The organism is Paenibacillus sp. CMM36 (assembly GCF_053570945.1).
Window position 1 is genome coordinate 1 of record NZ_JBSEDY010000024.1, and the last position, 14402, is coordinate 14402.

Genomic DNA, 14402 nt, shown 5'->3' on the forward strand with positions numbered 1-14402 from the left:
CATCCCACTGAAATTCTTCATCAACATACACACTTTGGATAAAGATTTGCAGCAACGGCATCACAATCAAGAAAAGAAGCGCGATCAGAGCCAGCGTCAGACACCACGCTCTGATGTGTTTAACGGAAACAATCGAATAAAACGATATATAGTAAGTTGGACATTTTATTCAGAAATAACTGGGGGACCGATTCATGAATTTAACGATTAAGGCCAAAATGATTCTTAGCGCGATACTGATCCCGAGTGTGATTGCAGCAATGCTGCTGACCAATTACATTTTAAGCGTACATAGTGAGAATGAGTACAAGGATATTATGAATCGTGAAGAGGCTATTGCGTATAACTCGAAGTCTCTTCAATTTTTGTTAAACGGCATATCTAATGATGAGCGGGCATATTTGCTAACTCGTGACGAACAGTATGGGAAAGAGATCGGAAACAAGCAAAGTGAAGTTGCAAAGTTGCTACAGGAGACAGAAGCTCTGCTTAGTACAGGCAATGAGGATTCTAGTAAAAAGATGACTGATCTCAAGACGGGGATTAATACCTATATGAATCAAGTTCATCGTTTACTGACTACAGCGGGGTATCAGAGTACAAGAGATGACGCTTTCCCGCCATTTTCTGATTTGCTCGATGATTTTGAAAACGAACGGGTGTTGCGCAAGCAACTTGATACCAAGGTAGTAGCCTTCGTCAAAGCTCAAGAGGATATGGTGACGGTGAAAGTACAGCAAGCGCACCAAACGATGACGAATACATCCTTGATTACGAGTATTGTAGGGCTTCTGGTTATCATTTACAGTATTTTTCAATCCATCGTTCTGATTCGTTCAATTCGTCCATTACACCATATGAATGAGCAACTGTTGGAAATGTCTGAAGGTGGGGGAGATTTGCGTAGCCGACTGGATATTACGTCCAAAGACGAAATCGGTATGATTGCAAGCTCCTACAACAAGCTTATTGAGGGATTCCGCAGTATTATAGTGGATGCTCAGGATACGGCGCGTACATTAACCGTAACCGCAGAACGGGTTAGCGTAAGTACAGAGGAAATGAATCAGGCCAATCGTCATACTTCCGGTGTAATGGAAGAATTAGCGGCTGGTATGGAGCATCAGGTCGACGATATTACACAAACTACAGATACTGTGAAAGAGCTTGCCCACGAACTGGAGCATATTGCAGCTACGAGCCAGCAGGTATATGAGTTGTCTGATACAGCCGCTAAAGATGCAGAAGCAGGGGAACAATCTATAGGTCAGGCTATGCGTCAGATGGAGAAGGTAAGCGAAAGTGTAGACAGCTCTGCACGTGCTGTACGTTCACTTAGTGAACAGGCCGAACAGATTGGCATGATTGGAGCTGTTATTACTGGAATTGCTAAACAGACAGGAATGCTGGCGCTCAATGCGTCGATTGAAGCGGCAAGAGCCGGAGAGCAGGGCAAAGGATTTGCAGTTGTAGCCTCTGAGGTAAGAAGATTGGCCGAGCAGGTATCGGTTTCAGCAGCAGAAATCACACAATTTGTGCAAAATATTCAGGAGCATGTTGGAAATGTCGCTTCCAGTATGCAGACAGGGACGGTTGAAGTGCAGTCTGGCGTAAAGGTCATGCAATCCGCAGAAACCGCATTTCGTCAGATTGGAAGTTCCATTCAACAGGTCAGCGAACAGATTCACAATGTAAACCGGTCCGTAGAACAAATGTCCGGCGGATCAGAGCGAATGGTGGAAGCAGTAGAACGTATTCGTGAAGTAGCAGAGCAGTCGGCAGGAGGAACCCAGAGCGTCAGTGCGGCGGCTGAAGAGCAACTGGCTTCCATGGAGGAAATTGCATCATCTATTCATACACTGGCGGATATGTCGCAACTGCTGAATGCAAGGGTCGGTGGATTTAAAGTGTAGCCGTATAAATCCCCACCAATGTAAACACAATAACATCTGTTGAACAAATCTGAACAGCTGTGTTATTACTTTTGCAAAGGTGGTAACGGGATGCAACAAAATAAGGGGAATCTGCTTGCGTTAGGTTCCATCCCGCTGATGATGACGCTGGGTAATTCCATGCTGATTCCTGTGTTACCGGAAATCGGACGTAAGCTACATGTAAGCTCTTTTCGGATTAGCATGTTGATTACAGTATATGCGGTGGTGGCCATTTTACTGATACCGATTGCGGGCTATCTCTCCGACCGATTTGGCCGTAAGGCGGTGATTGTTCCCTGTCTGATTCTGACGGTGATTGGTGGGGGGATTTCTGCAGCGGGAGCATGGCTGCTTCACGATTCGGCAGCATACTGGACCATTATTGCAGGCCGTCTACTTCAGGGTGCGGGAGCGGCAGGGGCTTTTCCTATAGTCATTCCGCTTGTGGGTGATCTGTACGAGAATGAGGATGAGGCCAGTAAGAACCTGGGGGTCGTCGAGACTTACAACACATTTGGCAAAGTGCTAAGTCCGATACTCGGTGCCGCATTGGGAGCTGTTCTATGGTTTTTGCCACTGGCCGTAATTCCAGGCCTCTGTCTGATTTCGCTCATTTTGGTGCTTTGGCTGATCCATGTGCCTAAGCGTAAGAACCAACCGATTATGTTTCGGGAGTTTGTGGGAAATGTGAAGCGGGTGCTTGCCGAAAAAGGACGTTGGCTCTATGCTATTTTCGCTATGGGCGGCATTTGTATGTTTGTCATTTTTGGCGTCTTGTTCTACTTATCCGACATCTTGGAAAGTCGTTACAACCTCCATGGAGTGTGGAAAGGTTTTGTGTTAGCCATTCCGCTGATTTCCCTCTGTCTGTGTTCTTATGTAGGAGGCAAGATCATCGGCAAGCACAAAAAGCGTATGAAGTGGATCGGTTTTAGTGGTTTGGCCATATTGACGATCAGCTTTGCCATTCTCGGATTTATCCAAAATATTTATGCGGTGATCGGACTGTTTACGTTAGGGGGCGGCGGAATTGGGCTTGCGCTGCCTTGTTTGGATTCTCTCATTACAAAGGGAATTGAAAAAGAGGAACGCGGAACCATTACTGCCCTGTATAGCAGCATGCGCTTTGTCGGGGTGTCACTAGGCCCTCCGGTTGTATCCTTGCTGCTGGGCAGCAGTGGACATGGTCTGCTCTTTGGCGTGATGGCCGCAGTGGGAGGCATTGCAGCTCTGCTGATGCTGTTTGCGGTCAGACCCAAACAGGATGAGCCCACAGATGACAAATCCACGGACCGTATGAGTGTAAATGAGGAGCAAACAAGCGTGTCCCGGGAAAAGCCTCGTTCTCCCAAGCTAAGACGCAAAACTCCTGCGAAATAAATGAAAAAGCACCCATTGTCCATGAAACCATGGCAACGGGTGTTTTTGATAACTAAGCAAGTAAGAGCTAATGTTCATTTGTAAAATATAGTCTACCCTTCTAGAGGGAGATGCGTCTTAGGCTTGCGGCTCACAACGATTTGTATGACATAGATTAGTAAGAACAGTACAACAAACAGCGAGGAAAGACGGTACATCCACGCATAATCACTTGCTTTGGCGATAATGCCAAGTATAAGCGCTCCGGCTGCAACCCCGAAATCGAGGGAATTGAGAAACATACCGTTTGCCATGCCCCTCTGTTTAGGAGACACGACCTGAATCATCCAGGTTTGGAGGGTCGGCTGCATGACACCAAACCCGATACCGTAGCAAAGAGCAGACATATACATGAAGACATCACTGTGTGCGTAGGAAAGCAGGATCAGACCGCCAATTAAAAACAGGGAGCCAGGGATGAGCAGTGCTTTTGCCCCTTTTTTGTCATAAATACGGCCCGAGAAGGGACGCACGATCAGCACGGATACCGCATTAAACAGGAAAAAGTAGGCCGGATGTGCCAGATTTGCTTCATCCCCGTAAAGCGCCATAAAGCCGAGTAATCCACCATATGTGATAGACATCAGCATGTTCAACAAGGCGGGAACCCACAATTTACGGTTAAATGCCGGTTTTCGCCCTTCTTCCAAAGGAACCATAGGTGGTTCGATGTGCCCTTTGGGTAGTGTACGAATCAGCCAGTAAGCCAACGGGAATATCACAACAATTACAGCTGCTGTCGTATAGGCAAGCAGGTTGAAACTCCCGTATTGAAGCATCGAAATGCCGATGGTCGGCCCAATCGACATCGCTAGACTAGTGGACAGACTAAAGAAGCCCATTCCTTCACCGAGACGTTTGGGCGGGATGACGTCAGAGGCCATCGTTGGAAAGGCCGTGCTACTCATACCGAAGCCAATCCCAAATAACATCCGCATGAGCAGAAGCACTGTAATCGTTGGCGAAACACTGTACCCCAGCGTTCCTGCCAATGCAAACAGCAGTCCCACGAAGATCAGGGTACTGCGATGTCCCTTTTCCAGCATACGGGCTGAAAAGAGTCGTGCTGCAATCGCACTTAAAGCGAATAAGGTGGTAACGAGACTCACCTGAACGGAACTAGCGTGGAATGTATTTTTCACATAAGAAGGAATGGAAGATAGGATCATCTGTAATTCCAGAAACAAAAATAAATTGGAAACCGTAAGAACGATAAATTCCTTGGTCCAAAGAGGTTGCTTGCCTTGTTGCATATTAATCGTTCTCTCCTTGTTTTTCTGATTCGGTCATGTTGGCGTGAATTTGTAAAAGAGTCTGGCGGAATTGCTTCAGATCGGCCGAGGAAATTCCTTTTACAAAATCGTGATTGGTATCAAGTTCGACAGGAAGAGTCTTCTCCACAAGCTGTCGGCCTGTTTCAGTCAGATGAAGCAAATAGGCCCGACGATCCTGTGGGCTATTTACACGCCGTACCCAGCCCTTCTTGTCCAACAAATCAATAATTCGAGTCGTGGTAGGCTGGTCCTTCACGGCCTTAGCTGCAATTTCTTTCTGATTTAAACCCTCAGCCTGATAGATTTGGAACAGAACCGACCATTGCTCTGGGGAAATATCATAAGGTTTGAGGCGCTGCAAGAGCTGCTGACTCATTTTGCGGTGAGTAATCCCGAGCAACATCCCAATGGAACAATCGGGAGGCAAGTTATTCATAGGTACTCCTTTCTGTTTCCCGTACATAAATTACTTTGAAATTAATTAATTGTTATAACAATTATATGAACAACAAGTTATTTTGTCAAAAAAAGTTGTTCAGCGTTTTGGGTTCTGCTATCTCTACAGCAAAAAAAACAGCCCGTAAAATACGGGCTGTTTGGGTTGATATAATATCGTTTGCCATGACTGGCGAATTAAGCTTTAGGTACGGTTTCCCAGTCCTTCAGGAAGCGTTCGATACCACTGTCTGTCAGTGGGTGTTTCCACAGAGAAGGGAGCAAGGAACCTGGAATGGTGGCAATATGTGCACCAGACAGAGCAGCATCTTCTACATGCTTAATATTGCGGATGGATGCGGCGATGATTTCGGATTTCAGACCATGAATGTCCAAAATTTGTCTCAGCTCACGAATCAGCTTCATACCATCAACAGCGATATCATCCAGACGTCCTACGAACGGGCTGATAAAAGTAGCGCCAGCTTTGGCTGCCATCAAACCTTGAGCCGCGGAGAAAATCAGTGTTACATTCGTTTTGATTCCGTTCTTGGTCAGCTCGTTACAAGCATACAAGCCATCTTCAGTCATAGGAAGCTTGATAACCACGTTCGGTGCCCACTTGGCGATATCATAAGCTTCTTTGAGCATATCTTCAGCCTTCAGACCAATAACCTCAGCACTTACGGGACCTTCAACGATACTGCAAATCTCCTGAATGACTTCCTTGAACACTCGACCTTCCTTAGCGATCAGTGAAGGGTTCGTTGTTACACCATCAACCAGACCCAAACGTTCAATACGTTTGATTTCTTCAATGTTACCAGTATCCAAGAAAAATTTCATTTGATTTCCTCCTCAGGTTTATATAATACATAATACATATCACACGCGATGTACAATAGTTCATTATAAATGTAGCATATTGCACACGTTAAAATTATAATTAGTATGTATTACATTCTTAATTGTGACACATTTTAAATTTGAAAACAAGCGGTGTATGATTAAAATTTGATGAATTGTCGGAAGATGCCTGAAATTTACCGATCTATACTCTTTATAATGTATTCTACCCCACTCCATAAGGAGGTAATCATTATTCAACTGTCTGAAAGACAGCGGGAAATTGTTGATATTGTCCAGCGTCTGGCACCTGTTACGGGGGATAAAATTGCTGAAACACTGGGATTGACGCGTCCGACTCTCCGTTCTGACCTTGCTCTGCTCGTTATGCTCGGACTGGTGGATGCCAAGCCGAAGGTAGGCTACCTGCCAGGGCGTCATCCTAAATATGATAGTCATATCGGCAACATGCTCAAAAAGCTGACGGTGGCGGATATACTTAGTGATCCGATTTTGATTTCCGGTGACACGACCGCCTATGATGCGGTGCTGATGCTGTTTCAGCAAAATACAGGCACCCTGATGGTCACAGGAGAGGAGCAGGAGCTCATTGGAATTGTTACCCGCAAGGATTTGCTGAAGGTCATGCTGGGGCATACCGATCTTCACACCGTCCCGGTGACCATGGCAATGACGCGCCGGGCCCAAATGACGACGCTTGCTCCAGAAGACACTTTACTGGAAGCGATATCGAAACTGATTCGGCATCAGGTCAATTGTCTTCCAGTTTTGGACGAGCAATGTAGCTCCTCAACTCCAATTCGGGAGTTGGTAGGACGGGTTACGAAAACGGACATCATGAACGCCATTCTGAGCTTGACAGAAGATAAAACGTAAAACATAAATAAGGGGGCCTTGTATGTACTGGTTGGCCATGCTGACGATGCTGATTGACCATGTCGGACTTGTGTTTTTTCCGACGGATCCGGCTTGGAGAATTGCCGGCAGGCTTGCTTTTCCAATCTACGCGTACGCGCTGTATGCGGGATATACTCATACCCGAGACATGCAGAGCTATATGCTCCGTCTACTCGGACTGGCTCTGATTTCTCAGGTGCCCTATATGCTGGCGTTTGATGTGCTTAGACCGAACGTAATCTGGACGCTATTGACCTCGTTGCTTGCGTTGGCTGCTGCATCCCGCTTGAAGCATTGGACGGCTGTAACGTGCCTGTACGTCGTCTCAGCTCTGGTTATGGAGCTCAGCCAGATGGATTACGGAGCCTATGGACTGCTGTTGGTTCTGATTTATCGATACACCCGTTCATATATGATGATTGCAGCCCATTTTGTTTTGAACGTAGTGTATGACATGGTGCATCACGCGAATCTTCAGCACTTTAGTCTGCTGTCCAGTATTCTGATCGTATGTTTTGCAACTGGAGAAAGCGGATTTTATAGTCGGGTACCGCGTTGGTTGTGGCGTAGCTTTTACCCGGTACATCTGGCTGTTATCGCGGCAATTCGCATCTGGCCCTAATCTACATCTCATACATTAAAAGAACCTTTAAAACCACGACATAAAATGGTTTTAAAGGTTCTTTTTTATCCTTCAATAAGCTAGCCAACGTTTAGGATACCTTGTTGGGACCTTGAGCAAAAGGAAGTGGGCGAAGGGGAGCACCTTCCTTCATGTATTGCACCAATACTTCGGGAATATTGTGTATTCCACCTGCATTGACGCGATAGCCGTTCGTTTGCCCTGGCGAGTTAATCCCGCGTTTCACCGTAAACGTAACGTCAATACCCAAGGAACGGCAAATTTCCATCGTCTCCTTGGTATACCCACCATAAGGGAAGGCAAGTACATTCTGATCATTGTGTAGATGCTTGAACAGCTTCTTGTCAGCCATGTCCAAATCGGTAGAAACTCGCTGTTTGAACTCATCCTCGGTTTCCATTCGCCCCAGCTTTTTCGAATACACTGGAGCCATCAGAAGCGGCTTTTGTTGGGTGCGCGCTGTGTTGGAGTATCCGTAAGCATGCTGGTCATTGGTATGATTGTAGAAATCAATGCCTTCAGCATGCATCTGATGAATTTGATCCCATGTCAGCTTTGGAATACCAATATGTTTGGGATTGCTGATCGTGGACGTGATGAGAAAATTGGTTGCCGGTACCTGGTACTTTTTCAACACAGGAAAAGTGTCCGTATAAAAGGACTCGTAGCCATCGTCGAATGTCATAAGTACCGCATTATCAGGAACCTTGGCTTTATGTAAAATAAAATCCGTATACTCTTTCATCGTGATCCAGTGGAAGCCGTTAGCTTTCATTTCGTCCAACTGCCTCGTTAAATTACTAAGCTTGAGAGCACCGGGATCAGGTGGAGTCTTGGTCACCTCATGATACATCAGGACAATTACTTTGTTTTGGTAATATACTTTATCTGGTGTAGGCGTCATTGAAAATAAATGGCGTACCAGTCGATCTGCATTAGCTGTGCGTGTACGATGAGCCCCTTTAACTGTAGGTGTGTGGTATATGCTACGTGCTTCATACACCAAAATTCCTAAAATAGCCAACAAACTTATGATTAGCAACGTTCTTTTAAAAAAAGTGTGTTTCATTGAATGACATCCCCCGCATGCAAAAAAATTCTGAAAGTATAGAGGTTTATACTAGATATGAAACTAGCAAAATCTAGTCTATCATACCGAAAACACGCGGGGGAAATATCACAACTTTGTTACCTCTGTGTAGCTTTTACAGATACCGGTGAAGAGGTCGGGAAGTAACCGATCTCGACGGCATGCTGGATCATGTTCCGAATAAAATTCAGGTCGGTTGCCGGGCATTGAACGCCAGCTTGTTCCAGCAGAGCTGTGGTTACAGAGCATCCGTAACGGTAAGCTGAATCCTTGGCTCCGTCACCTTCTAGTTGTCCCATAGCAAGGTGAAGTGCATCCTCCTGAATGCCGGAAGACGGATTTAGCAACCAGGCGCTGTAATCGTCAAAAGGCAGGGTTTCTACTGCGTAACCGAGTTGGTTTACCATAGCGATCAGTTCATCATATGGCAGTGGGTTCGGATTGCAGATATGGAAAATACGGTTTGCGCTTTTTTGATGAACAGACAGCTCTACGATAGCACGGCTGGCGTAATCAATCGGTGTGAAGTCCGTATGCCAATCGGCTTGTGGCGCTTTGCCCAGCAGCAGCATCGCCTTCATCATACGATAATAAGCATTGCTATCAATATTTCGCTGGAAGCGTCCGTTGGCCGAATGGGCTGTCAAATTACCCGCGCGATAGATCGAGACAGGCGTACCGGCCTGAGCTGCTTGGAACAACAGCTTCTCCGCCGCGAGTTTACTGTTCGTGTACAGATTGTCCACGTTCAATTCATCTGGGAAGGCAGAAAGCTCCAATGCCGACTCCCATTTTCCTTCGTTAGCAAGATCCTCCGGTATTCCCATAGTGGAGACATGATGGAAGGATACTCCCGGCTTGGCTTGGGCGATTTTCAGCAGTTCCAGTGTTCCGGTCACATTCGTGCGATCGAAGGCTGCCGAATCACCAAAATGGCGTACGTCAGCGGCGCTGTGAATAATGCCGTCGATTTGGTGCTCCAGCATATGGCGGTCGACAGAAGAGAGACCCAGATCAGCTTGCTCCAGATCCCCATAGACAGCCTTCACTCGTCCTTCGATCAAGCTGGAGATATCATGTCCAAAATATCCCGTCAATACGGACTGAATACGCTCGATACCAGATGGACCGTCCTGAGAAGGGCGTACCATCGCGTATACTTTGGCTTCTGTTCGTTGAAGTAGGTCATACAAAATGTGCGAGCCCAGATAGCCTGTAGCACCGGTCAACAAAATCACGCGCAAGTCGCGGACTTCAGCTAAGTCAGAAGCACCAGATAACTCAATAGGATGCTCATTCAAGTCCATTTTTTCTTGAGAAATCGCGAGTGGCTTGCGTTGCGGCATTTGTTCCGTACCTAATTGTTCCACGTATTCAGCAAGCTCACGAACGGTTTTGTAGCGGAAAAAATCTCCGATGCGCAGCGCGCCATAACGCGGCTTCAAAATAGCCAGCACATGGATGACACGAAGCGAATCGCCCCCGATCAGGAAGAAATCATCGGTAGCGCCAATGTTATTTTTACCAAGCACTTGAGTCCATGCTTCGGCAATGAGTGTTTCGGTTCCTTCTCGGAGAGGTTCCCCGCCAAATGAAAGATCAGACGCTTCCGGTAGTGGTCGCAGGGCCAGCTTTTTGCGATCGATCTTGCCAGTTGGTGAAATTGGCATAGCTTCCAAATGAACGACATGACTCGGTACAAAATAAGAAGGCAGCTTGCCCCCAATATAAGACTGAATAACGTCCTGTGGAATAGATTGTCCATCCGAAGTGGTGAAATAGCCAACTAGCATGTTCTGATCTGTGTGATCTTTGACGGCTACCACAGCGACGTCCTGAACACCTGGGTGTTTGGAAAAATGGTCTTCAATTTCTCCGATTTCAATCCGATTTCCACGAATTTTGAGCTGCGAATCCTTGCGGCTTACGTATTCAATCGTACCGTCTGGCAGCAGCTTGGCGATATCACCCGAGCGGTACATTTTTTCACCCGGAACAAAAGGATTGTCCACGAACGATTGCGCTGTACGTTCTGGCTGATGGAGATAACCATGGGCCAATGCAGGAGTAGCAATACATACTTCACCCGGAATATTGACTGGGCAGAGCTTGTTATCATCGTTAACGATATACACTTTGTAATTGTAAATCGGCTTGCCGATCGGGATATTGACGACATGCTCAGGCACGGCACCACGGACCCGATGGGTCGTTGTCGCTACGGTGCATTCGGTCGGTCCGTATACGTTTACGATGTCGGTATCTGTACCGAACTTGCTTTGGAACGCTCGAACTTGGGAGCCGTACAGCGCTTCGCCTGCTACAGTAACAATCCGTACCTTAGCGAGTTTGCGATAGCCTTCGTCTGACAAGTACGTAGATAGCTGATTAAAGAATACAGTTGGCAAAATGGTAATAATCGTCGTGCCTGTACGTGCAATGGCTTCAGCGAATTCTTCAACAGATACACGCTCTTCAGAAGACAGCAAGTACAATTTTGCACCGTAAAACAAGGCTCCAATGGTATCCCAAACGGATGCATCAAAGCTGTAGGTTGCAAATTGGGTCAATACATCCTGAGGTGTAATGTCGCAATCGCGTTGCACGACAGCTCCTAGGTTAACAACACCGCGGTGAGCGATCAGGGCACCTTTCGGTTTGCCTGTAGAGCCGGATGTATAGATGACATAAGCTAGATCATCCGGACTTACACGAACGTTCGGATTGCTTGCAGCATAGCCTGCCAGCGGCCCGTTAATAGCTAAAATTTCTTTTACCGTTTCAATAGAACCGCACAGTTCAGTCGCTTGTTCCATAAGTGCGGAAGTTGTTAATACAAAAGGAGAACGCGTGTCTTCGACAATGTAGCTACTCCGGTCAGCGGGGTGGGCGGGATCAACAGGTACATATACGCCTCCGGCTTTTAGGATACCAAGCAGTGAAATAACGGTCTCTAAGCTCCGTTCCATGAAGATGGTCACGAATTCACCTTTGGTAAGACCTTTGGATAACAAGACACGTGCGACTTGGTTAGCGCGTTCGTTCAACTCACGGTACGTGTACTCTCCAGTGTGGGAAGCAATAGCCGAACGATCAGGGTATTGTGAAGCCGCCTCCTCAAACATTCCATGAATAGTTTGATGCTCAGGATATTTCACGACTGTATTATTTAAAGCTTCGTGAGCAGCTCGATCTGCATCCGATAATATATCAATTGAATTCACAGGTGCATGGCTGTTGGTTAGCGCGCCACGCAAAAGGGTTTCAAAGTATTCTGCGTATCGGACAACCGTTGTTTCCAGCAAGAGTGATTGATCATATCGTATCTGTATTTGATAAGCGCCATTGTGTTCACTGACAGCCCAATCCATAATACGGGATTCTACACCGCTGTCCGTAGGCAGATTTGCCGAAAATGAAGTATCGGCTTGTGGTTCCGCAAGGTATGCACTTGGCTCACGGAGCATCTCCTGAAATAAGTCTGCTAGTTCATGAAAAGTCGTTTCCTTTTCGACTGTCAGCGAAGCTGTAAGCAGACCAGTTTGTGGCACGAAAGTAGAAAAAGAAACTTCTTCTTCTGCGGAAAGGCGATATACCCATGCAGTATATGCTGATAAGAGCAACGCTTGTTTGTCTCCCGCAGTTTTTTGCTGATTTAATTGTTCCGAGATGGACGCTTCTAACTCTACTTGATAAGTAGAGGATGTATGCTTGCGTTGTATACGTGCATAATCCAAGGGAACTAGGAATGGGGAAGGGGTTGTCTGTGTACTGTTTTGTAGTAATGAAGCCATTACGCTAACCTCCTGAATGTATGATGTCTTAATATAAATGGTAAACTCAGTAAATGCCTCGCTCCCTTCAAATGCATGAACAGGAGGGAGGCATTACCGAATGAATGATTAACTATGAAATTAACTTTAAGTCGATAAATGGCTATTATGATTTGCTACGGTTGGTGTCTGCAATTTTGAAATAAGATGTAATTTCTTGAAGCTCTTCAGACATGGATGTCAATTTATGGGATGAATCAATAATCGAATCCAAAGAAGCTTTTTGTTCCTCCACCGTTTGCACAATGTGAACACTGTTATTGGCTGTTTTGGTTACAGTGGAAGAAAGATCGTCTGCTGTCGCTGTCATTTCCTGTGTACCCGCAGATATTTGCTCAGTAGCGCTGGATACTTCTTGGATTTGCCATGCTACATTTTTAGTTGCTTGAAGAATATCATTGAACAGCACGCCTGCTTGTCCAGCAACGACGATTCCGTTTTGAACTTCAACGTTTCCTTGCTCCATCGATTTCACAGCTTGTCCGATTTCATTTTGAATTTCTTCAATCAGTGATGTAATCTGTTTGGTTGCCTCCGCAGATTGTTCTGCCAGCTTACGTACTTCACTGGCAACGACGGCAAAGCCTTTACCTTCTTCACCAACGCGCGCAGCTTCAATAGAAGCGTTCAGAGCGAGCAGGTTGGTTTGACTGGAGATGCCTGAAATGGTACTGATGATATTGCCAATTTCCTGCGAACGACTGTCCAGCAACTTGATGATACGGGAAGTATTGGTTACTGTATCGGTAATCAAGTGCATTTGGGATGATACCTTACTTACAATCTCGTTGCCTTCGTTAGAGCGTTTCTCTACCGAATTGGCTTCTTCCGCAACATTGGAAGAACTCGTGGCAATATTTTGAATGACCGAAGCCATTTCAGCCATGGCACGTGCACTATCGCCTGTTGCTTTTTCCTGCGAACGGATATTCTCCGTGATTTCACTGATGTTTTGATTGATGATGTTGGAATTGATTCCGTTTTGTTCGCAGATTGCGAGTAATTCTTTGGCGGATTCATTGACTTCATCAGTTGTCTGCTTCACTTTAGTCATAATGCTGTTAATATGACTTACCATATCGTTGAAATTCTGATTTACGAGTCCCAAATCATCATGACCTGCATGAATTTGAACATCCAGATTTCCTCTGCTTACTTCGCTGATACCGTACATCAATTGCTTAATCGGGGACAGCGTACGTTTCACAACCCAATATTGAAGCGCCAGGCAGATCAGTAGGAAAATCACTAAAATGGTAGCGCCGCTAATGAGCAGCTTGGTCAATCCTGCAGGTACGGCACCGGCATCTGCATCGACTGCAAAATATGCAAAGATTTTGCCGCTTGGATCTTTAATCGGAGTCATCAAAGTCGTCCATGTACCAAAAGTATCATCGTAGAAGCTGGTGAATGTTGGTTTGCCACTGTCCAGCATACCGGTTACGCCTACTGCCACGACATTGGGTTGCTCATACATAGAGCCAACGAGCATCTTATCTTTTTCAAATGCTTCTCTGAGATCCGTTGGCATCGCCACAATAGATGTCAGATTGCCATTTTCGAGCTCCGTCCCGAAAATATAGGCATGAGAGATATTTGGATTCGTCGCCATGATGTTATCTAGGTACGCGCGGAGTTTGGTTTGAATGGGTCCATCATAATTTTTCTCTTGAACCGCTTGGGTTACTTCATCGGAATTAATGCCCTGGGCCCACTTCAATGTGATTTTTTCCACTTGCCCATGCAATTGGTCTATCAAAATCGTACGTTGGATCAAATAGCTGGACACAATAAGAACTAGCCCAATCAATACGATGTTGAAGAAGGATAATAATAGGTTTTTGGTGAAGAATGATAAGCTACTCCACTTTTTCAAAATGTTCCACTCCCTGGTTGTATTTTTTGTATATGGTGTTGAACCGCTTATCGAATGAGATAATCAAGTCCCCCTTACAAACAAAATAATCGAGATCATAGACCCTTGAATTTTATGTAATAGGTCTTAAGTCC

Annotated in this window: 11 protein-coding genes; 5 read left to right on the forward strand and 6 right to left on the reverse strand. The window is 45.9% G+C overall.

What is annotated here, in order from left to right:
* From ACWA2B_RS26100 to ACWA2B_RS26110, 3 genes are all read left to right on the forward strand, one after another.
* Positions 1-211 (forward strand): hypothetical protein (locus ACWA2B_RS26100; RefSeq protein WP_449292800.1); only part of this gene is annotated, 211 nt, incomplete at its 5' end.
* A complete protein-coding gene (locus tag ACWA2B_RS26105) occupies positions 195-1913 on the forward strand; it encodes a methyl-accepting chemotaxis protein (RefSeq protein WP_069011371.1) in 1719 nt (572 codons plus the stop codon). The genes ACWA2B_RS26100 and ACWA2B_RS26105, both read left to right, overlap by 17 nt.
* Positions 1914-2003: 90 nt before the next feature.
* On the forward strand, positions 2004-3314 hold the full coding sequence (locus ACWA2B_RS26110; protein ID WP_029516785.1) for an MFS transporter: 1311 nt from the start codon (positions 2004-2006) through the stop codon (positions 3312-3314).
* 92 nt (positions 3315-3406) lie between these two features.
* Here ACWA2B_RS26110 and ACWA2B_RS26115 read toward each other — a convergent pair whose 3' ends face one another.
* From ACWA2B_RS26115 to fsa, 3 genes are all read right to left on the reverse strand, one after another.
* A complete protein-coding gene (locus ACWA2B_RS26115) occupies positions 3407-4606 on the reverse strand; it encodes an MFS transporter (RefSeq protein WP_029516786.1) in 1200 nt (399 codons plus the stop codon).
* A gap of 1 nt (position 4607) precedes the next feature.
* Positions 4608-5063: a MarR family winged helix-turn-helix transcriptional regulator gene (locus ACWA2B_RS26120; RefSeq protein ID WP_340955148.1), complete on the reverse strand. Its 456-nt coding sequence runs from the start codon at positions 5061-5063 to the stop codon at positions 4608-4610.
* 197 nt (positions 5064-5260) lie between these two features.
* A complete protein-coding gene (fsa, locus tag ACWA2B_RS26125) occupies positions 5261-5908 on the reverse strand; it encodes a fructose-6-phosphate aldolase (protein ID WP_013309811.1) in 648 nt (215 codons plus the stop codon).
* Between the two features lie 219 nt (positions 5909-6127).
* Here fsa and ACWA2B_RS26130 point away from each other — a divergent pair, with 219 nt between their 5' ends.
* Both ACWA2B_RS26130 and ACWA2B_RS26135 read left to right on the forward strand, forming a co-directional pair.
* Entirely contained in the window at positions 6128-6805 is a 678-nt protein-coding gene (locus ACWA2B_RS26130; RefSeq protein ID WP_049816861.1) for a CBS domain-containing protein, read from the forward strand.
* A gap of 22 nt (positions 6806-6827) precedes the next feature.
* Complete coding sequence (locus ACWA2B_RS26135) at positions 6828-7448, forward strand: TraX family protein (protein ID WP_029514773.1); 621 nt, start codon at positions 6828-6830, stop codon at positions 7446-7448.
* Between the two features lie 91 nt (positions 7449-7539).
* Here the strand turns inward: ACWA2B_RS26135 and ACWA2B_RS26140 are convergent, their stop codons facing one another.
* The 3 genes from ACWA2B_RS26140 to ACWA2B_RS26150 form a co-directional block, all read right to left on the reverse strand.
* Positions 7540-8538, reverse strand: coding sequence for a polysaccharide deacetylase family protein (locus ACWA2B_RS26140; protein WP_069011374.1), 999 nt, complete (start codon positions 8536-8538; stop codon positions 7540-7542).
* Positions 8539-8657: 119 nt separating this feature from the next.
* A complete protein-coding gene (locus ACWA2B_RS26145) occupies positions 8658-12353 on the reverse strand; it encodes a non-ribosomal peptide synthetase family protein (protein ID WP_449292801.1) in 3696 nt (1231 codons plus the stop codon).
* Between the two features lie 145 nt (positions 12354-12498).
* Positions 12499-14268, reverse strand: coding sequence for a methyl-accepting chemotaxis protein (locus tag ACWA2B_RS26150; protein ID WP_029514770.1), 1770 nt, complete (start codon positions 14266-14268; stop codon positions 12499-12501).
* Positions 14269-14402 lie beyond the last annotated feature (134 nt).

Bases quoted from the DNA above. Each gene is read 5' to 3' on its own strand.
- ACWA2B_RS26115 (WP_029516786.1), bottom strand. From the start codon at position 4,606: ATGCAACAAGGCAAGCAACCTCTTTGGACCAAGGAATTTATCGTTCTT.
- ACWA2B_RS26145 (WP_449292801.1), bottom strand. From the start codon at position 12,353: ATGGCTTCATTACTACAAAACAGTACACAGACAACCCCTTCCCCATTC.
- ACWA2B_RS26120 (WP_340955148.1), bottom strand. From the start codon at position 5,063: ATGAATAACTTGCCTCCCGATTGTTCCATTGGGATGTTGCTCGGGATT.
- ACWA2B_RS26110 (WP_029516785.1), top strand. From the start codon at position 2,004: ATGCAACAAAATAAGGGGAATCTGCTTGCGTTAGGTTCCATCCCGCTG.
- fsa (WP_013309811.1), bottom strand. From the start codon at position 5,908: ATGAAATTTTTCTTGGATACTGGTAACATTGAAGAAATCAAACGTATT.
- ACWA2B_RS26105 (WP_069011371.1), top strand. From the start codon at position 195: ATGAATTTAACGATTAAGGCCAAAATGATTCTTAGCGCGATACTGATC.
- ACWA2B_RS26135 (WP_029514773.1), top strand. From the start codon at position 6,828: ATGTACTGGTTGGCCATGCTGACGATGCTGATTGACCATGTCGGACTT.
- ACWA2B_RS26140 (WP_069011374.1), bottom strand. From the start codon at position 8,538: ATGAAACACACTTTTTTTAAAAGAACGTTGCTAATCATAAGTTTGTTG.
- ACWA2B_RS26130 (WP_049816861.1), top strand. From the start codon at position 6,128: ATGTATTCTACCCCACTCCATAAGGAGGTAATCATTATTCAACTGTCT.